We start from the raw sequence: 18,005 nt of genomic DNA on the forward strand, positions 1-18,005 counted from the left end.
TATTATTCAATCTATGTCTCGAAAAGGAAATTGTTATGATAACTCTGTGATGGAAACCTTTTTTGGTAGATTGAAAACGGAAATATATTATGGTTTTGAGAGAGAATATTCATCTTTTAATGCTTTTGCAGCAGCGATAGAAGAATATATTAACTATTACAATAACAAAAGGATTCAGAAAAAAACAAAATGGATGCCTCCTGTAAAATACAGGGAAGCATCCATGTGTTTAGGCTAGTAAATAATATGTGTCCAGGAAAATGGGTACATATCATTTTACAGCCCTTTTTGTAATTCTTTTTTATTGTAATTTTTTAGGATCTTTAAGTATCAATGATGCCCCAAGGCCCATTACGAGGAATGGCACGAGTGTCATCATAGCAACAGGTAGGGAGTAGGTATCTGCTAGGTTACCTACGACAGGAGCGATTACGCCACCGATAGTTTGGCTCACGCCAAGGGTGATACCCGATGCAAAGCCGATGCTTTTGGCTAGATATGTTTGGCCTAGTACGATAACTGGGCTGTAGCTAATTGCTTTAGCTGCACCAATCATGAGTAGTAGCAAGTAGGCTACAGGCATCATGATGAGTGGTGAGAAGGTTGGAACCTCTGTTAATAGGAACATAGCAGGTAACCAAACTAATAGGGATAGTCTGATAATCTTGATAGGACCAAATTTATCGCCCAATAGACCGCCAATATAGGTCATGAAGATGCCGATACTAAAGAATACGGTCAAGGCAAAGCTACCTTGTTCAGGGCTTGTACCGAGCTCACGAGTCCAGAAAATCGGAATAAACGCATTGATAACGCGGAAGTTTACTGATTGGCTCAAGATGATAACGAACAAGATGCCAAAGTATTTCCAGTAGTTCTTCAACGGTTTTGCCGCCACTGTTGGATTTTCAGTAGCTACTGCTTGGTCGATAGTACGTGCATGAGCCACGATACGAGGCATTAGTACGAACAATATAGTAAATATAATAATACCTACTACGGTGAAAGCTGCCAATCCATGAGGCCCAACTGTATAAGCAATGGCACCTGCAAAGAGTGGACCAAAGGCGAAGCCTGAGCTGCCGCCGATAGCAAAGGTACCCATGGCCTTACCTTTCTTGCCACCACCGAGACGATTCATAATCTTCGCGCCTTCAGGATGGAAGATGGAAGAGCCAACGCCAGCTAATGTGGCACAAACGAGGAGGCTTTCATAAGAGGTAACAAAGCCCATCATACCTGTACTACATGCAGATAATAAAACGCCGAAGGCAATGAGCCGCGGTTGATTGATCTTGTCTGAAATATAACCTAGTAAAGGCTGTAATAATGATGATAATGCTGTATTAGCTAAGATGAGAAAACCTGCTTGCTCTAAGCTCAGTCCATAGGTATAAATGAACAGAGGTAAGAGGGCAGGCAACACACTTTGACAGGAGTCGTTGATCATGTGACTCACTGTGATGAGATAAGGGTAATATTTTTTCATAGTAGTGTCCCCTTGAGTCTATTTAATAGCAGTAATTATATCTTGTGTATATTATAACTCATAAAGTTACTAAAGTATTGATAAATATAGATACAAAAAAAGCGCTAACAATAGTTAGCGCTTTATATAGTTCAGTTGGCAGAGGAGGAGGGATTTGAACCCCCGCGCCGGTTGCCCGACCTACCGCATTTCGAGTGCGGACCCTTCAGCCTCTTGGGTACTCCTCCGTGCTTTACGGCGCTCTTTAAAGAAGTCTTTCATAATTTGGCTGCATTCATCACCAAGCACACCAGATGCTAGTTCAGGTTCATGATTTAAACCTGGGTGAGAAAGCACATTGAATAGCGACTCTACGGCGCCTCCTTTGTAATCACTTGCACCATATACAACGCGATCAATACGACTGTTGATAATGGCTCCAGCGCACATCGGACACGGCTCTATCGTAACATACAGGGTACAACCAGTCAACCGCCAGCGCTTTAGGACATCGCATGCTTCGCGGATTACGAGAACCTCTGCATGAGCCGTTGCATCATGATCGAGTTCACGACGATTGTGATGGCGTGAAACGATGATATTGTCTTTTACAAGAATGGCACCGATCGGAATTTCCCCAAGAGCATAAGCCTTGCGCGCTTCTTCCATAGCGATGGTCATAAAATACTCGTCGCGAGAGCGTTCATCCATATTTTCAATGTCTACAGTAATGTCTTTTGTCATTGGCATACCTCTTCATGTATAATATCTTACATAAAGTCTATCACAGTGTACGCAGTTATGCGAATAGATTATATGGGGGAATTATGGATATTATATGGTATATGTTTGATATGATTGGCACCATTGCCTTTGCTGTATCCGGTGCACTCGTTGGGGTAGCTCGGAAGATGGATATATTTGGTATGACTGTCCTTGCATTGGCTACTGCTATTGGTGGTGGTATTGTACGGGACGTGTTGCTCGGCTATTTTCCGCCGAATTCATTGCGAAATGTAGTGTATGTTACCGTTGTTTTAGTGGTAACTGTTATCGTGTTCTTGATTTATAACAGCCGATATCGCAAGCATGCGATGGGGCCTCGTAGTCGAGCTAGTTATTTATTAGCCGATGCATTAGGCTTAGCATCATTTACCGTAACAGGTGCTTCTGCAGGTTTTAAACTCTATCCAGAGTTGCCTATCTTTATTGTGTTGCTCGGTACAATCACTGCTGTTGGTGGCGGTATTATCCGCGATATGTTGGCGCAACGCATCCCATCTGTTTTGAAAGAGGATGTATATGCCTTGCCTAGTATTATTGGCGGCATCGTTTATTATCTTATGGTTACATCTAGTTGGGACAGTATGGCCGTATATGGTGCTTTCACAGTGGTACTCGTTATCCGTTTGTTAGCCATCAAGTACAATTGGAGTCTGCCTAAGGTAGGGAAAACCAAGCCAGTTGCGAAATAATAGTCAAATGATATAATTATACTATTGAGCATATGAACATTTCATAAAAGTGTCAGAAAAAGAGAGTATTATAAAACAGTTAATTTCGCGAGTCGGGAGTACTCGCTACACAGAAGGAGATTTGATTTATGACGAATAAATGGTTGAAAGTAGCACTTATGGCTGCAGCTATCGCTACTGGTACATCTATTAATATTGATGCGGAAACCGTGTTGTATGTACCTCAAGATGATCGCCCTGTAAGCTTACAATATACTGTAGATACAGCTCGCGAAGCAGGTATGACTATATTGACACCACCTCAGAACTTGATTTCTGGTAAGAATTACCAAGGTCAAGCAGATCAAATCATGGCTTGGGTTGAACAAAATGCAGGCCGTGCTGATGTGATGGTATTGAGTACAGATACACTTATTTATGGTGGTCTTGTAGACTCTCGTAAACATAATATTCCACTTTCCACATTGGAAAGCCGTTTAAAACGTATTGAATCCCTAAAAGCTCGTAATAAAAACGTGCGTATTTATGGCTTTGGTACTGTAATGCGTTCTCCACGTGCTAGTGGTGGCGGCACTGAACCAGCTTACTATGCAGAATATGGTCCTACTATCTTCCAAATTGCAGCATTGCAAGATAAATTAGACTCTGGCTCCTTAACACAAGAGGAAACTCAAAAATTGATGAGCTTACAAGCCTCTGTTCCTGTAGAATATTTACAAGACTGGTTTGACCGCCGTCAAAAAAATATGAAAATCAACAAAGAGTTGATCGACGAAACTCGTAGCGGTGTATTCGATTACTTTGCATTGGGCCATGATGATACATCTCAATTGTCCCAATCTGCATTAGAAGGTCGTTACTTAAGTAAATACTCTAAGGATATTCCTGCTGAGAAATATGGTAGCTTCCCTGGTGCCGACCAACTTGGGCTCTTGTTGATGGCTCGTTCTCGTACCGATGAAAGTACAGAAAAACCAACATTCTCCGTAATTTATCCACTTGGTGGTGGCGGTAAAACATTGCCAGGTTACGAAGACCAAACTATCGATAAAACAATTGCGCAACACGTTGAGGCCGTAGGTGGCACTATGGTGACACAAGGTAAACCAACTGTGTTGTTAGCAGTAAATACACCACTTACTACAAGCACTGGTGAATCTGAAAGCTTCGAGAACTTCCCGATGATTTCTAATTCTACAAATGCTTTCGTAGATCGAATTCAACAAGCTGTTGATTCTGGTGTAAATGTTAGTGTTGCTGATATTGCTTATAACAATGGCGCTGATAATACATTGGTATCTGCCATGTATAAGCGCGATTTGCTATACAAAATCGGTGCCTATAATGGTTGGAATACAGCAAGTAATACGGTAGGTTATGCCGTTGCTCAAGGCGTATTGCTCAAAACTATGAGCCCAGAAGGTCACCGCAAAATGTTGACTCAACAATATTTGGATAACTGGGCGTACCAAGCAAATATCCGGAAAGATATTTACCGTATGCAAGATTCCATTCGTACAGATAATGTACGTTACTCTGGCGAGTTGAATGAACGTCTTGAAAGCTACTTAGGTGAACGTATCCAAGACTTCGCTGAAAAATACCTTAAAGTCGACCCTCGTACAGTAAAAGCTACATTCCCTTGGGGCCGTCTATTCGAAACAGATATTACAATCTACGATAAACCTGTAGTACCTCTTGAAAAAGAATTGCGCTTGAAACGTGAAGCAGAAGCGAAAGCTAAAGCTGAGGCAGAAGCTAAGGCTAAGGCAGAAGCAGCAGCTAAGGCTAATGGTCAAGCTGCACCAGCACAACCTGCTCAACCTGCTCAACCAGTAAAGACAACAGCTGTTCAAATTACATCATCTGTAATTCCAGTAGTTAAACAACCGGCTACAACATCTCAAGGGCCACGCCTTGTGCCAACACCTGCAGTTGTACCTGGTCAATAGTGAATAGGGAATGGACATGAAAAAAGCATTTTTACCGGAAATTACATATATGCGTGGCCTCTGTATGCTCGGTGTTATCGGCATTCATGTAGGTTCTTACGCATTACAAAATCCTTTTGTAAATTTAGAACTCATTAGCGTCTTAGAAATTCTATCGCGCTTTGGAGTACCAGCATTTTTCTTCCTCTCTGCATTTGGATTGTTCTACCATACATCTGTAGAGGGACCATTCTCATATAAGGAATTTATGCACCGCCGTATTCAGGTGGTGCTATTTCCATATATTACGTGGTCCATATTTTATTTGCTCTACACGGGACTAACGGCGCATAATCTAGGTAATTTGCATCCGGGACCATTGGCTGTAAATCTATTATTTGGTACGTCTATGTATCATTTATACTTTATGGTTATCCTCTTATGGTTCTACGTGATGATGCCTCTATGGCGAGCTATGGTGAAAGTCATCTTAAAACGCCCTGTATTTTGGATGGTTCTATTATTTATCATCCAAGTTGGCATCGATTATGTTTCGTCTTACATGCTCGGCCGTTGGGTAACAGAACATCTTAGTAATAACCCTGTGTTGAAATATCTTTTTGATATGAGACTTAATTATTGGGTTATCCATTATGTGTGGATATTCTTGTTGGGTGCTGTATGTGCTGAGCGCTATGAAACGGTATGTGAATACATGTGGCGCTATCGTTACTTATTAGGTGTTAGTGCGGTAGGCTCTGTTTTATTGATGCTTGGATCCTACTACTATGTCATGGACGTATGGCATTATACTGTTCTAGAAGCAATTTATACAGTTCATCAAATGAGCCCAATGGGTGTTCTCTATACTGGACTGGGAACACTATTTAGTCTGTTCTTATTCCAAACCTTACCAATGAATGCGACTATGGAATCTACTTGGTCAGAAATAGGGGATAAGTCCTACGGTATTTATTTAGCACATCCATTCTGGTTGTTGATCATCTCTGGCGTGATGGCTAAATATAATCTTTTATATACCGTAGTTAATGTGCTAGCTATGTATGTGATGGCGCTAGGCCTGTCCTATTTGACTGCCGTGACATTAAACCATGTACCTAAACCATTACGTAAATTTATATTGGGACATTAATAATATACATCCGCTAGGATATAGTTTTTAACTATGGTATCCTAGCGGATTTTTGTATATCTAAGTTATATCTTTCACAAAGTAAAGCGTGAAAATTTGAAAGTAATTGTGATATAATAAGTCCATGATGATTACTACTTGATAGAGTAACGATATAGAAAAAGAGGTGCTCCTATGCAAGAATTAACATATTTTAATGGCGAATTCGTTGAACCAGGTGCCAAAGTTATCAGCATTGATGACCGTGGCTATTTGTTTGGTGATTCCGTATACGAAGTTGTACGTGTTGTAAAAGGCCGTTGCTTCGCGTTGTCTTACCATCAAGATCGCTTGTATCGCTCCATGCGTGAAATGGATATTCCCGTAAAAATGACCCCAGATGATTTAACAGAATTGCACGAAATTCTAATCGAGCAAAGTGAAATCAAAGAGGGCTATATTTATTTGCAAATCTCTCGTGGGGTAGCGCCACGTCATCATGCATATGATCGTTCTAAACTAGAACCACAAATGCTCATGTCTATCCGCAATTTGGATATGGATGCAGTTAATAAATTGGGTGAAGGTGTAAAAGCGATTGCATTACCTGATGAGCGTTGGGACCATGTAGATGTTAAGACTACTAACTTGATTCCAAATATCTTGGCTCAAACTAAAGCGGAGAAGAAATTTGCTTATACTGCCATGTTGTTCCGTGATGGCGTTTGTACAGAAGGTGCAACATCCAATGTATTTGCTGTCAAAGATGGTATCTTGTATACGCATCCAGCAGATAATCATATCTTAAAAGGTATTACGCGCCAAATGATTTTGACTCGCGTAGCACCATCTCTAGGTATTACTCTCATCGAAAAAGAATTTGACCGCGCCTTTGTAGATGATGCGGACGAATTATTCTTTACCGATACAATTGGTGGTGTCATCCCAATTACTAAGCTAGACAGAAATCCAGTATCCGGTGGTAAACCAGGTGCTATTACACTTCGTCTACGCGAAGCACTAGAAAAATTGATGGAAGAAGGTTTGCCTTAATAGGTAATCTACTTTCATTACATGGTAAACTTTTACCTTAAGAAAGGACATTATTTTGATTCAATTACAACACATTAGTAAAGTCTATGAAGGCGCTACTCGTGTGGAAGCCTTAAAAGATATTAGCCTTGAAGTTAAAGAAGGTGAAATCTTTGGCATTATCGGTCAATCTGGGGCCGGTAAATCCACATTGATTCGATGCATCAACATGCTCGAAGCGCCTACATCTGGCTCTGTTATCGTCAATGGTACAGATTTAACAACACTTAGCAAATCCGATTTACGTAAAGCACGCAAAGATATTGGTATGATTTTCCAACATTTTAACCTTTTGTCCTCTCGTACAGTGTATGACAATGTGGCATTTCCGTTGGAATTACAAGGCTTGAGCAAATCCGAAATCAAGGAACGCATTACGCCAATCCTTGATATCGTAGGCCTTACTGAGCGTATGAATAACTATCCATCTCAATTGTCTGGTGGTCAAAAACAACGTGTTGGTATTGCACGTGCCTTAGCGTCTAATCCAAAGGTTCTTCTTTGTGATGAAGCTACATCTGCTCTGGATCCGCAAACAACAGAATCCATTTTGAAATTGTTGAAAGATATCAACGAAAAAATGGGCCTTACTATCGTTCTCATCACTCATGAAATGCACGTAATCCGTGAAATTTGTGATCGCGTAGCGGTTATCGAAGGCGGCGTAATCCTCGAGGAAGGTAGCACTGTTGAAGTATTTACACATCCTCGTGAAAATACCACAAAAGAATTCATCAGCTCTGTAGTAAGTGACAACTTACCGCCAGAAGCGTTAGAACATTTAGAATTGCATGACCAATGGATTGCAGGTACAACTCCATTAGTACGCCTTAAATTCACAGGCCAATCTACAGATGAACCTGTAGTGGCAGGTCTCGTACGACGCTTTAACCTCGATGTAAGTATCCTCTTTGGTGGCATCGACTATATCCAAAATACATGCGTTGGTCGCCTTATCGTTATCTTGAATGGTGACCCAGAAAATGCGCAAGAGGGCTTAGACTACATCAAAACATTACCAATTGAAAGCGAGGTGATCGGTTATGTCAGAGCAAATCATTAATCTTCTCATAACTGGTACCCTTGATACATTGCAAATGACCATTATTTCTACGGTCATGGCTATGTTACTTGGTATCCCTCTCGGTGTTATTTTGGTAGTAACCTCTAAGGGTCATATCTTAGAAAATGTAGCGCTTAATAAGGTGCTAGGTGCTATCGTCAATGCAACGCGTTCCGTACCATTTATCATTTTGATGGTAGCTATCATTCCATTCACTCGTATGGTGGCAGGCACATCTATTGGTACCACTGCAGCTTGTGTGCCTTTAACAATCGCTGCAATTCCATTCTTAGCACGCCTTGTAGAAACATCTATTAAAGATATTAACTTTGGCGTAATTGAAGCGGCCCAATCCATGGGTGCAAGTCCACTCCAAATCATTTGGAAAGTATTATTACCTGAAGCATTGCCTACGATTATCGATAACGTAACGGTTCTTATCGTTAACCTCATCAGTTACTCTGCAATGGCTGGTGCTATCGGTGGCGGTGGCCTTGGTGATATTGCTATCCGCTATGGTTACCAACGTTTCCAAGCTGATATTATGATTGCTACCATTATCATCTTGGTTATTTTGGTACAATTAGTCCAAATGATTGGCGATGCTTGGTCTAAAGCGATGAATAAGAAGTAGGAGGATCCTATGAGTATCAATGAGAAGTTGAGAAGTGAACAAAACGATGAGCTATTCACCGCTATATTAACGCTTGAAAATACTGAGGAGTGCTATGCGTTCTTTGAAGATATCTGTACGATTAATGAATTGAAAGCTTTGTCTCAACGCTTACAAGTAGCAAAAATGCTACGTGCCGGTGATAGCTACGAAAAAATTGTAGAAGAAACAGGTGCGAGCACGGCTACTATTAGTCGTGTCAAACGATGCTTAGTCTATGGTGCTGATGGATACACATTGGCTTTAGATCGTCTAGGTGCAAAATAAAATAAACTAGCATGACAACGGTGGCCTTTTGGCGACCGTTGATGTGCTATCTACAGGAGGTTTATATGGAGTGGCTTATTGAGGTAACAGGTTTACCATTTGATATCCTAATTCTCGTTTTACTCGCTGTAGCAGGTGCTTTTGCCGGCTTTGTAGACTCCATTGTGGGCGGTGGGGGACTAATCTCTGTTCCTGCTATGCTATTAACCAACCTTCCGCCGAGTATGGCCTTAGGCAGTAATAAGCTGTCTAGTATATTTGGAGCTGGCAGTGCGTCAATTACATTCTTAAGAAATCACATGGTTGATTTTTCTCTAGTTCGTAAATTACTACCTTTTACATTTATAGGATCCATGCTTGGTACCTTAGCAGTTGTATCATTGCCACCCTTGTATGTAAAGCCTATTATTATCGTCCTACTCGTGTGTGTCACACTTTTTGTGGTATTTAAAAAGGATTGGGGCGAAATAAACCGTACCTCAGCAGTAGCAGGAAAAGCATTGTATATTTGCATGGCTTTTGCTCTTGGCATTGGTGTTTATGATGGCTTTATTGGCCCTGGTACAGGTACATTTTTGATTATGGGCTTTATCTTTACTGGCTTTGATTTTCTGCATGCTTCTGCGAATGCAAAAATATTGAATTTTACTAGTAATTTAGCATCTTTAATCGTGTTTTTCTATTTAGGGCACGTCAATATTAAGTACGGTTTAGCTACAGGGGTAGGCCAAATTATAGGTGCTTACTTAGGATCTCATTTAGCTATTGCTAAGGGTTCGTCGTTGGTACGTGTTGTATTCTTGTCGGTAACGACAGTTATGTTGTTGAAATTAGTCTATGACTATGTTTCCACATTATAGGAGGGCAAGGTATGCCTCATAAAAGTGATGTACAAGTGGCATTGATTAGTGGTGGCACATCGGGCATCGGATTTGCTACGGCAAAATTGCTTCTTAAAGAAGGCTGGTGTGTTGTCATTAACGGTCGTGATGAAAAATCAGGACAAACGGCTAAGATGAAATTGCGCCGCTATTCTTCAAGGGTGCAGTACATCCAAGGGGATGTATCGAAGATTGAAGATTGTCAGCGTATTGTAAAAGAAACCGTTAAATTATTCGGCGGTGTTTCTGCTCTCGTAACAGCAGCAGGCTATTATGAAGAAGAGCTTCTGGCAGATGTAACGGAAGCAGCCTTTGATGAAATGTTTGGCACCAATGTGAAAGGTACGGTTTTCTTGTGCCAAGCGGCATTGCCCTATTTGCGCGCTACAAAGGGCAGTATCGTAACGGTAGCTAGTGATGCAGGCTTACAAGGTAATGTGGCTTGCTCTGTATACGGTGCTTCAAAAGGTGCGGTAGTGAGTTTTACGAAATCACTATCCCTTGAAATGGCACCACATAATGTGCGCGTTAACTGTGTTTGTCCTGGTGATGTGGATACCTCTTTAGTAGATAAACAAATTGCAAATGCTCAGCAAGATGCAGAGGCTGCTAAGGCTGAAATGGGCCAACATTATCCCTTGGGACGCATTGGTCAACCTCATGAAATTGGAGAGGTTATTGTATTTTTATTGAGCAATAAAGCTTCCTTTGTAACGGGGGCAGCATGGACTATCGATGGTGGTCTCACTAGTTGGTAAGATAGAAAATATTGGAAGTTATTTTATTTTTTAAATCTATAGATAATTAGAAAAATTCATTTCACTTCTAGCAATAGAATGGTATAATAATACTAATAATATGACCTATAGTTGGTTCACAACAAAGGAGAATACTTATGGCAGAATATAATGGCGTAACACTTGAGCCACTTATGGATGGTTCTCAAGACCGTGACTATCAAGTTGAACAATTTATTTTCTGGGGTGCAGGTCGTGCAGCGGCATTGGCATTATCCCCTAAATTCAGCAGTGTTGCTTTGTGCGCCAATGCAACGTATATGGTAACTCGCATTGCACATCTTTACGAAGTAGAATTACAATCTGGTGCCGTAGTGGGGCTAGTTGGTGGTCTTAGCACAGCTGTAGGTACAGCGGCTATTTCTCTTCTTGTTCCTCTAAAAGCAGTTCGCGTTCCTGTAGCAGTTGGTTTAACATATGCTATCGGTAAAATTGCTCACATTTGGATCCAAGATGGTATGCCTTCTGATATCGAACGTTATAAACCAATGGTTGCTGAATTCCTTGAAAGCGGTAAAGCTATAGCAGGTGACATCATCCGTGATGCAAGCGCTAGCATTCCTTTCACACAAGGTCAACGCGACGTTTGGGCTGGTATTGCTAATGAAACAGGTCTTGCTAAAGAAACTTTGAAACAAGTTTACGAAGAAAAAGTAACACCTGCTATCGATAAATGGAATACAGAAACAAAATATCAACTTCATGACAATGCAGCAGAAGTTGTGGCGAAAGTAACCGATGCGGCAAAAGAGAAAATTGATGTTGCTAAAGAAAATATTGATGTAGCTAAAGAATTAGCTAAAGGTGGCGTAGAAGTAGCTAAAGCTTCTGCACAAGCTGCAGTAGAAACTGCAAAAACTAAAGCTAATGATGCTGTTGAAACAGCAAAAGATGTTGCTACAAACACTGTTAATACAGCAAAAGATAAAATTGGTGGTTTGCGCAAATAGGCGCTAAAGGATTATGAAGATGAATCCATTAAAAATTATTACATATGGTAAGTATTTTAACGAATCTAAATTCGCCGCTTTTTTAGGACGATATGGTAAGAAGCTTGCCTTTGTACAACGAGCAGTGACCTTGTTCCTTTGTATGCGTGACAAGGACACTCCAAAATATGTAAAAGCAGTCATTGCTGGTGCCTTAGGGTATCTCGTATTACCTATTGATATTGTACCGGATACAATTCCTGTATTAGGTTGGATAGATGATGTAGCCGTGCTTGGTCTTGCCTTCAAGGTTGCCAATCGTTACATTAAAACTCGTCATCAAGAAGAGGCAAAAAAATACTTCCCATTTGGTGGCAGTAACTAGCTTTTAACCATTAAGGCAGTTTGATCCGTTGCGATTGAACTGCCTTTATTTATTTGACACGCTAAAGTAATAGATATACAATGAAGGTTGTATTCTATGAAAAAAGAAGGATAAATATATGCATATTGCTTCAGTAAATGTACGATTTTACGAAACCGATATGATGGGTATTGCGCACCATAGTAATCATTTTAGATGGTTTGAAATGGCACGCATTGAATTCCTTCGTCAAATCGGTGTAACCCTGTGGGATATGATGAATGAGGATATTGTATTTCCTATCATGAATGTATCCTGCAATTATAAAGAACCAGCAAATTTTGATGATGAACTTCACATCGAAACATACTTGGTTAAAATGACACGTGCTCAAATGATATTCCGTTATCGTATGCGCCGTGCCAGTGATGGTGCGCTCCTAGCTACGGGAGAGACTAAGAATGCATTTATGTCAAAATCAACAGGTAAAATTGTGCGATTAGACGATACTTTTTATCAGCCTATGTTAGCAGCTGTTGAGGAGATGCCTAATGAGTAATGTACAACAATTGCCTATCGGCGTGTTTGACTCCGGTGTAGGCGGGCTATCTGTTTTAAAGGTCTTACAAGAACAATTCCCTAACGAAGACTTCATTTATATTGGTGATAATGCGAATAACCCGGTGGGGAATCGTAGTGATGATGAAATTACTTATTTAGCTTGTCATATTGCAGAGGCTCTTGAAAAACAGCCTGTAAAATTGATGGTTATTGCTTGTAATACGTTTACTGTTGTAGCCCTTGATGCGGTACGTGAACGCGTGTCTGTACCCGTTATTGGAGTATCACAAGGCGTAAAAACAGCGATTAGTCAAAGCAAGAGCAAGACAATTGGTATCATGGCGACGGCAGCAACTGTGAATAGTCATATTCATAAACATGTAGCCCTTGAAGTTGATCATGAAGTGCTTGTTTGGGAACAACCTTGTCCTGAATTGGCAGGCCTCATTGAGCAAGGTCATTTAGATGACTATTCTGTACGCGATGTATGCACTGAATATCTAGAACCTTTATTGTCCCGAGAAATTGAGGTCGTAGTTTTGGGCTGTACTCATTTCCCATTTGTACAACCTTTGCTAGAGGAACTAACGTCAGGGCGCATTCAATTCATCGACCCTGCTTTTGAAACGAGTGAACTTGTTCGCCGCAGATTAGAGGGTAAAGATTTGTTTAACCCTCAAAAAACGGCGGGGACTGTGTCATTGTATTTTACAAAGGATATTGAGCTTGGTGATACGTTGAGCGCCTCTTTCCTTGATACAAGTCGTCGCAGCATTGAACATATTACATTATAAAGGAGATGCCCTATGTGGTTTTATAACATCCTAAGTGTAGTAATAGCTATTATTGTAGCTATTGCAGCTTTGTATTTATTATTCCGTTTGTTCGTATTGAAACAAGGTAATGAAAAGGTTATTTTATTGCCAAAACGTGCAACAAACTTCCAAGTATCTGACCGTAATTTTGAATCTATTACCTTGTTCTGTGATATTCCATTTGTGAACAAAGGACGTCAACTTGGTACAATTATGGACTTATTCCCACGTCCATTGTTGCCAGAGGAACATTTTGATGCTGTGAAAGCACATGCATGGGCTATGGACATTAATCGTCCTCGTCATGATGGTTATTTTGAAGCTATTATCATCAAACCTCGCAAAGGTGGTACTATTCGTGTATTCGTTACCTTAACAGGTAAAAATGGCAATATTCGTGAAGATATTAAGGGATTCCCTTATATGGACATCGATATTTACTACCAAATCGTAGGCCGTACAGATTATCATATCGATAAACAACGTATTCGTTTAACTGCTGAAGAAGTTCAAGCAGCATTGGTTCAATAAGGAGGCATAACAATGGCAGAATTAGAGTTAGTATGTGTGCCAACACGTATTCTTACAGATAATGATGACATCGTGGATGCTATCGTTGAATTTGGCGGTCATAATATTGGACCTGAAGATATCGTATGTGTAGCTGAATCTGTAGTAGCTATTACACAAGGTCGTTTTACACGTCCTGAAGAACTAAATGTTTGCTGGCAAGCTCGTTTAATTAATCGCTTTATCCATCCAGATGGCTCTATGGCATCCATTTATGGCATGCAATCCGCTATGAATCTAGATGGTAAATGGAAAGTATTGGGTGCCTTCATTTTAGGCGCTATTGCTAAGATTTTCCGCAAACCAGGTGTATTCTATGCAATTGCTCGTGCAGCATCTTTAACAGATGATGTAACTGGTACAATGCCTCCATTCGACAAGCACATCGTATTTGGTCCAAAGGATCCAGATAAAGTAGCTGAGAAAATCGTATCTCGCACAGGCTGTTATGGCGCTGTTGTAGCTGACGTTAATGACTTGAAACGTTCCGCTGTGTTAGGTACAAGCCGTGGCATTGACGGTAATAAAATTGCACAATTGTTGATTGACAATCCATTTGGTAATGATAGCCAAATGACTCCGATTGTTATCATTAAAAATTACGCATCTGTATCTGGTAAATAACAGAAGGCTGTACTCATCACATAGAGATGGGTACAGCTTTTTTTATACTAATTAGGAGGTCGTATGTTACTAGGTTTAGACGTAGGTGGTACTTTTACAGATGCGGTCATCATCGATGGCCATCGTGTAGTAGCATCTGCTAAAAGACGGACTACCAAAGATAATTTAATGCAAGGCATAGGCGAGGCCCTTGATGCAATTCTCCAACATTGTGATACTACAAATATTGATCAAGTTACGCTGTCTACTACTGTGGTAACAAATACCATCGTGGAAGAGAAAGAGCAAGTAGTAGACTTGTTTGTAGTAACGGGACCTGGCCGAAATGTGGACGATATATTCCCTGTAAATCCTGTCTGTCTTCAAGGTTATACTGATCATAGAGGTATTGTGGTGGAACGTACACCTACAAATGCAGTTCGACATATAGCCGAAATGGTACAATCTCGCAGTGGCACAGATTTGGCTGCTGTATCTGCTAAATTTGGGGTACGGAATCCTCAAGAAGAATTATCTATAACAGAAGCATTGAAAGATAGATATAATACTATCTCTAATGGCAGCTTATTAAGCGGCTCTTTGAATTTTCCGCGTCGCACTATTAGCGCATATTTTAATAGCGCTGTAACACCGGTATTTACAGTATTTAAGAAGAATGTAGAAGATGCGTTAAGCGTGCGAAACATTAAGGCTCCACTTCATATATTAAAGGCCGATGGAGGTTCTTTACCTATGGAACATATGGTGAGTAGACCTGTAGAGACCGCTTTTACAGGTCCTGCGGCAACTGTACTAGGCTTATCTGCTCTTGGAGCTATTGGAAATGAACATACAGTTGCTTTAGATATTGGCGGTACCACTACAGATATTTCTTTGTGGAAACAAGGCAGACCGTTGATGACTAAAAGTGGTGTATCTATTCGTGAATATCCAAGTGCGGTACGCTCCTTTGCCGTTACCTCTGTTGGTATTGGCGGTGAATCTGTTGTTCGCGTTGTAGATGGTGAGATTACTGTCGGACCTGAACGGGTGGGCCCATCGGTAGCATTAGGTGGGACAGAACCTACACTAGGGGATGCTCTCATCGTACTAGGGTATGCGAGCTATGGTAAGGTTGGATTAGCTGAACGAGCTATGGAGGTATTGGCTAATAGACTAAATGCTAGTACAAACGGAAATACAACTGAGACTCAACAACAATTAACAGAGGATATAACTGCTTCTGATGTTGCTCGATTAATCGTAAATAAGGCGTTGCAAACAATTCAGCATGGCATAGATGAGGTGGTAAAGGCAGAAAATAAACGACCTATCTATGTAGTAGCGGATATTGTGAATCCCGATGTATTTGTGCCTGCTCAAATCGTGGTAGTAGGTGGCACAGCCCCTAGTCTAGGCCCAAGTATTGGCGAGTATTTGAATTTGCCTGTCACAATTCCAGAGAATGCGGCGGTGGCGAATGCTATTGGAGCAGCCCTAGCATTATCGACCATTGAACTCACTGTTCATGTCGATACAAAACGACGCTTACTCGTTATTCCTGAACTAGGGATTAAACAACAAACCTGTACGTTGAAGCGAGTAGAACAAGTAGTGGAACGAGCTAAAGAAGCTCTCAGTGAAGAAGCATTGCGTTTAGGTCTTGGTAAAGACCAAGATATAGAGGTCATTAGTATGGAAGATTTCCCTGTTGTTGAGGGCTGGCAATCGATGGAACGATTAATCACTGTAAAAGTACAATTAGCAGCGGGGGTGAAACAGTATGTGGAATAAAGGCTTATCCTATCGTGAGCGTCATGGACTTGGACTTGCGGGTATGAATAAAGGTATTAATACAAATGTAGATGATACGTTACATACTGATACAAATGCATCAAAGCATAGTTTAGGGCTTGTATTTTTTCCTGCTTTCGACTGGAAGATTTCTGAAACCCATCCAGAACGACAAGAGCGCTTGCTGTATACGCGTGATCAAATCGTTGAGGAAGGCTTATTAGATATACCCAATATTGTGGAATATAATCCTATCGTGGCCGATTGGGATACCATAGAGCGCGTTCATGTGGGCGCTCCTGACTTAGAGTCCTGGGTAACGGAAGCACATCGTGTGTCTGCAGGTGGTGCTATTGCCGCTGCTGATGCGGTTATGCGCGGTGAAGTAGATCGCGCTTTTGCCTTAGTAAGACCGCCAGGGCATCATGCGATGGCCATGGTTCATGGTATTCGTGGATTCTGTACCATTAACATTGAAGCTGTCATGATTCAACATATGCGTCAAACCTATGGTATTAAACGGGTTGCTGTGGTGGATACAGATGTACATCATGGTGATGGCTCTCAAGATGTGTTCTACCATGATCCAGATACACTATACATTAGTTTCCACCAAGATGGACGGACCTTATATCCTGGCACAGGCTTTATGGATGAATTCGGTGGTCCACAGGCTATTGGCGGAAATATAGATATCCCATTGCCACCTGGGACTGGTGACGAAGGCTTGATGAAGGTTATGCGTGAGTTAGTATTGCCAATCCTAGAAGAATTCAATCCAGACATTGTTATTAATTCTGCAGGGCAAGATAATCATTTTAGCGATCCATTGGCTAATATGCAGGTAACCGCAAAGGGCTATGCTGAGCTTGTAGATTTATTGCAAGCAGATATAGCTGTCTTAGAAGGTGGTTACTCCGTACAAGAAGCATTGCCATATGTAAATACTGGTATCATTTTATCTATGGCAGGCCTTGATTACAGCAAGGTCGTCGAACCTGCCTTTGATCCTGTTAAATATAAGCAAAGTCAAAATGTAACCGCTTATATTGATGACCTTATCGCTAAGTGGAAGGTACAATGGGCTAACCGTCATAAGATGGCCGAAGAGGAACGCACCGGTGTGGGCGATATATGGTCGAACCGCTACAATGTGTACTACGATGAAACAGGTGTACAAGAGGAACGCCTTGAAAAGGTGCGTATGTACGAAAATAAAGTTGGATGGCATAGCGTACTTTCACATGGTCAATATGGACCCTATGGGCCACAAAGTGTTTATGCCATGTTCATTCCTTGGCAAGCTGATGAGGGAACTCGTCAAGATGCCATTACAGAGACCAAACGGGCTAAAGCAGAAGGCGGTGCAAGCCGTTATGTAGTGGTAGATCCACTTGGCGATGGACAATACGAGGTATAGTAGTAGATTCTCAAAGTTGTGACTCCTGATAATGAACCATACTGTGTTAGAATGGGTAACTATAATCTGATTCGTAGTGATAAAAAATAGTTAAATTGTGATATAATAAGAAAAGATAACGCCCCTTTGTGTAAGGGGCGTTCTAATGTTTAGATTTAGAATGGTGAGGT

General features: G+C 41.0%; 20 protein-coding genes and 1 tRNA gene. 18 read left to right on the forward strand and 3 right to left on the reverse strand.

The features are described from left to right. The first annotated feature begins 4 nt into the window (after positions 1 to 4). Complete coding sequence (locus MOQ65_RS09675) at positions 5 to 238, forward strand: IS3 family transposase (RefSeq protein WP_373027854.1); 234 nt, start codon at positions 5 to 7, stop codon at positions 236 to 238. A 63-nt stretch (positions 239 to 301) separates the two neighbouring features. Here MOQ65_RS09675 and MOQ65_RS08380 read toward each other — a convergent pair whose 3' ends face one another. The 3 genes from MOQ65_RS08380 to tadA form a co-directional block, all read right to left on the reverse strand. Next, a complete protein-coding gene (locus tag MOQ65_RS08380) occupies positions 302 to 1,489 on the reverse strand; it encodes an MFS transporter (RefSeq protein ID WP_257847271.1) in 1,188 nt (395 codons plus the stop codon). A 136-nt stretch (positions 1,490 to 1,625) separates the two neighbouring features. Beyond that, positions 1,626 to 1,716, reverse strand: a tRNA-Ser gene (locus MOQ65_RS08385). Further along, on the reverse strand, positions 1,670 to 2,212 hold the full coding sequence (gene tadA / locus MOQ65_RS08390; RefSeq protein ID WP_257847300.1) for a tRNA adenosine(34) deaminase TadA: 543 nt from the start codon (positions 2,210 to 2,212) through the stop codon (positions 1,670 to 1,672). Before tadA ends, MOQ65_RS08385 begins: the two co-directional genes overlap by 47 nt. Before the next feature lie 83 nt (positions 2,213 to 2,295). Between tadA and MOQ65_RS08395 the strand changes: the two genes are divergently transcribed. The 17 genes from MOQ65_RS08395 to MOQ65_RS08475 all read left to right on the forward strand — a co-directional run bounded on the left by MOQ65_RS08395 (position 2,296) and on the right by MOQ65_RS08475 (position 17,835). Continuing rightward, positions 2,296 to 2,943, forward strand: a complete 648-nt coding sequence (locus MOQ65_RS08395) for a trimeric intracellular cation channel family protein (RefSeq protein ID WP_213467709.1) — start codon at positions 2,296 to 2,298, stop codon at positions 2,941 to 2,943. Between the two features lie 128 nt (positions 2,944 to 3,071). Further along, positions 3,072 to 4,895, forward strand: a complete 1,824-nt coding sequence (locus MOQ65_RS08400) for a DUF4127 family protein (RefSeq protein ID WP_257847272.1) — start codon at positions 3,072 to 3,074, stop codon at positions 4,893 to 4,895. A gap of 10 nt (positions 4,896 to 4,905) precedes the next feature. Then, a complete protein-coding gene (locus tag MOQ65_RS08405) occupies positions 4,906 to 6,027 on the forward strand; it encodes an acyltransferase (protein ID WP_257847273.1) in 1,122 nt (373 codons plus the stop codon). Between the two features lie 174 nt (positions 6,028 to 6,201). Next, complete coding sequence (locus MOQ65_RS08410) at positions 6,202 to 7,059, forward strand: aminotransferase class IV (RefSeq protein WP_005387963.1); 858 nt, start codon at positions 6,202 to 6,204, stop codon at positions 7,057 to 7,059. Positions 7,060 to 7,114: 55 nt separating this feature from the next. Then, complete coding sequence (locus MOQ65_RS08415) at positions 7,115 to 8,161, forward strand: methionine ABC transporter ATP-binding protein (RefSeq protein ID WP_257847274.1); 1,047 nt, start codon at positions 7,115 to 7,117, stop codon at positions 8,159 to 8,161. Beyond that, complete coding sequence (locus MOQ65_RS08420) at positions 8,142 to 8,795, forward strand: methionine ABC transporter permease (RefSeq protein WP_005387966.1); 654 nt, start codon at positions 8,142 to 8,144, stop codon at positions 8,793 to 8,795. The genes MOQ65_RS08415 and MOQ65_RS08420 overlap by 20 nt, the downstream gene beginning before the upstream one ends. Positions 8,796 to 8,804: 9 nt before the next feature. After that, positions 8,805 to 9,101 carry a YerC/YecD family TrpR-related protein gene (locus MOQ65_RS08425; protein WP_005387967.1) on the forward strand — a complete coding sequence of 99 codons (297 nt, stop codon included), beginning with the start codon at positions 8,805 to 8,807 and terminating at the stop codon, positions 9,099 to 9,101. Between the two features lie 65 nt (positions 9,102 to 9,166). Next, positions 9,167 to 9,961: a TSUP family transporter gene (locus MOQ65_RS08430; RefSeq protein ID WP_257847275.1), complete on the forward strand. Its 795-nt coding sequence runs from the start codon at positions 9,167 to 9,169 to the stop codon at positions 9,959 to 9,961. A gap of 11 nt (positions 9,962 to 9,972) precedes the next feature. After that, positions 9,973 to 10,740 (forward strand): SDR family NAD(P)-dependent oxidoreductase, encoded by a 768-nt coding sequence (locus MOQ65_RS08435; RefSeq protein WP_257847276.1) that lies wholly within the window; start codon positions 9,973 to 9,975, stop codon positions 10,738 to 10,740. 137 nt (positions 10,741 to 10,877) lie between these two features. Continuing rightward, complete coding sequence (locus MOQ65_RS08440) at positions 10,878 to 11,729, forward strand: hypothetical protein (RefSeq protein ID WP_156719658.1); 852 nt, start codon at positions 10,878 to 10,880, stop codon at positions 11,727 to 11,729. Between the two features lie 19 nt (positions 11,730 to 11,748). After that, positions 11,749 to 12,093, forward strand: coding sequence for a YkvA family protein (locus MOQ65_RS08445; protein WP_060924113.1), 345 nt, complete (start codon positions 11,749 to 11,751; stop codon positions 12,091 to 12,093). 118 nt (positions 12,094 to 12,211) lie between these two features. Further along, complete coding sequence (locus tag MOQ65_RS08450; protein WP_005387975.1) at positions 12,212 to 12,631, forward strand: acyl-CoA thioesterase; 420 nt, start codon at positions 12,212 to 12,214, stop codon at positions 12,629 to 12,631. Continuing rightward, positions 12,624 to 13,427, forward strand: a complete 804-nt coding sequence (gene murI, locus MOQ65_RS08455; RefSeq protein ID WP_257847277.1) for a glutamate racemase — start codon at positions 12,624 to 12,626, stop codon at positions 13,425 to 13,427. Before MOQ65_RS08450 ends, murI begins: the two co-directional genes overlap by 8 nt. Before the next feature lie 12 nt (positions 13,428 to 13,439). After that, positions 13,440 to 13,979, forward strand: a complete 540-nt coding sequence (locus tag MOQ65_RS08460; RefSeq protein WP_257847278.1) for a hypothetical protein — start codon at positions 13,440 to 13,442, stop codon at positions 13,977 to 13,979. Positions 13,980 to 13,991: 12 nt separating this feature from the next. Further along, positions 13,992 to 14,642, forward strand: coding sequence for a coenzyme F420-0:L-glutamate ligase (locus tag MOQ65_RS08465; RefSeq protein ID WP_005387981.1), 651 nt, complete (start codon positions 13,992 to 13,994; stop codon positions 14,640 to 14,642). Between the two features lie 63 nt (positions 14,643 to 14,705). Then, positions 14,706 to 16,415, forward strand: coding sequence for a hydantoinase/oxoprolinase family protein (locus MOQ65_RS08470; protein WP_257847279.1), 1,710 nt, complete (start codon positions 14,706 to 14,708; stop codon positions 16,413 to 16,415). Beyond that, positions 16,405 to 17,835, forward strand: coding sequence for a histone deacetylase family protein (locus MOQ65_RS08475; RefSeq protein WP_257847280.1), 1,431 nt, complete (start codon positions 16,405 to 16,407; stop codon positions 17,833 to 17,835). Before MOQ65_RS08470 ends, MOQ65_RS08475 begins: the two co-directional genes overlap by 11 nt. Positions 17,836 to 18,005: the final 170 nt, after the last annotated feature.

Source organism: Veillonella faecalis (assembly GCF_024677885.1).
Classification (GTDB): Bacteria; Bacillota; Negativicutes; order Veillonellales; family Veillonellaceae; genus Veillonella; species Veillonella nakazawae.

Coding starts and splice junctions, on each gene's coding strand:
- MOQ65_RS08380 (WP_257847271.1), bottom strand. CDS start 1,489: ATGAAAAAATATTACCCTTATCTCATCACAGTGAGTCACATGATCAAC.
- tadA (WP_257847300.1), bottom strand. CDS start 2,212: ATGACAAAAGACATTACTGTAGACATTGAAAATATGGATGAACGCTCT.
- MOQ65_RS08395 (WP_213467709.1), top strand. CDS start 2,296: ATGGATATTATATGGTATATGTTTGATATGATTGGCACCATTGCCTTT.
- MOQ65_RS08400 (WP_257847272.1), top strand. CDS start 3,072: ATGACGAATAAATGGTTGAAAGTAGCACTTATGGCTGCAGCTATCGCT.
- MOQ65_RS08405 (WP_257847273.1), top strand. CDS start 4,906: ATGGACATGAAAAAAGCATTTTTACCGGAAATTACATATATGCGTGGC.
- MOQ65_RS08410 (WP_005387963.1), top strand. CDS start 6,202: ATGCAAGAATTAACATATTTTAATGGCGAATTCGTTGAACCAGGTGCC.
- MOQ65_RS08420 (WP_005387966.1), top strand. CDS start 8,142: ATGTCAGAGCAAATCATTAATCTTCTCATAACTGGTACCCTTGATACA.
- MOQ65_RS08425 (WP_005387967.1), top strand. CDS start 8,805: ATGAGTATCAATGAGAAGTTGAGAAGTGAACAAAACGATGAGCTATTC.
- MOQ65_RS08430 (WP_257847275.1), top strand. CDS start 9,167: ATGGAGTGGCTTATTGAGGTAACAGGTTTACCATTTGATATCCTAATT.
- MOQ65_RS08435 (WP_257847276.1), top strand. CDS start 9,973: ATGCCTCATAAAAGTGATGTACAAGTGGCATTGATTAGTGGTGGCACA.
- MOQ65_RS08440 (WP_156719658.1), top strand. CDS start 10,878: ATGGCAGAATATAATGGCGTAACACTTGAGCCACTTATGGATGGTTCT.
- MOQ65_RS08445 (WP_060924113.1), top strand. CDS start 11,749: ATGAATCCATTAAAAATTATTACATATGGTAAGTATTTTAACGAATCT.
- MOQ65_RS08450 (WP_005387975.1), top strand. CDS start 12,212: ATGCATATTGCTTCAGTAAATGTACGATTTTACGAAACCGATATGATG.
- murI (WP_257847277.1), top strand. CDS start 12,624: ATGAGTAATGTACAACAATTGCCTATCGGCGTGTTTGACTCCGGTGTA.
- MOQ65_RS08460 (WP_257847278.1), top strand. CDS start 13,440: ATGTGGTTTTATAACATCCTAAGTGTAGTAATAGCTATTATTGTAGCT.
- MOQ65_RS08465 (WP_005387981.1), top strand. CDS start 13,992: ATGGCAGAATTAGAGTTAGTATGTGTGCCAACACGTATTCTTACAGAT.
- MOQ65_RS08470 (WP_257847279.1), top strand. CDS start 14,706: ATGTTACTAGGTTTAGACGTAGGTGGTACTTTTACAGATGCGGTCATC.
- MOQ65_RS08475 (WP_257847280.1), top strand. CDS start 16,405: ATGTGGAATAAAGGCTTATCCTATCGTGAGCGTCATGGACTTGGACTT.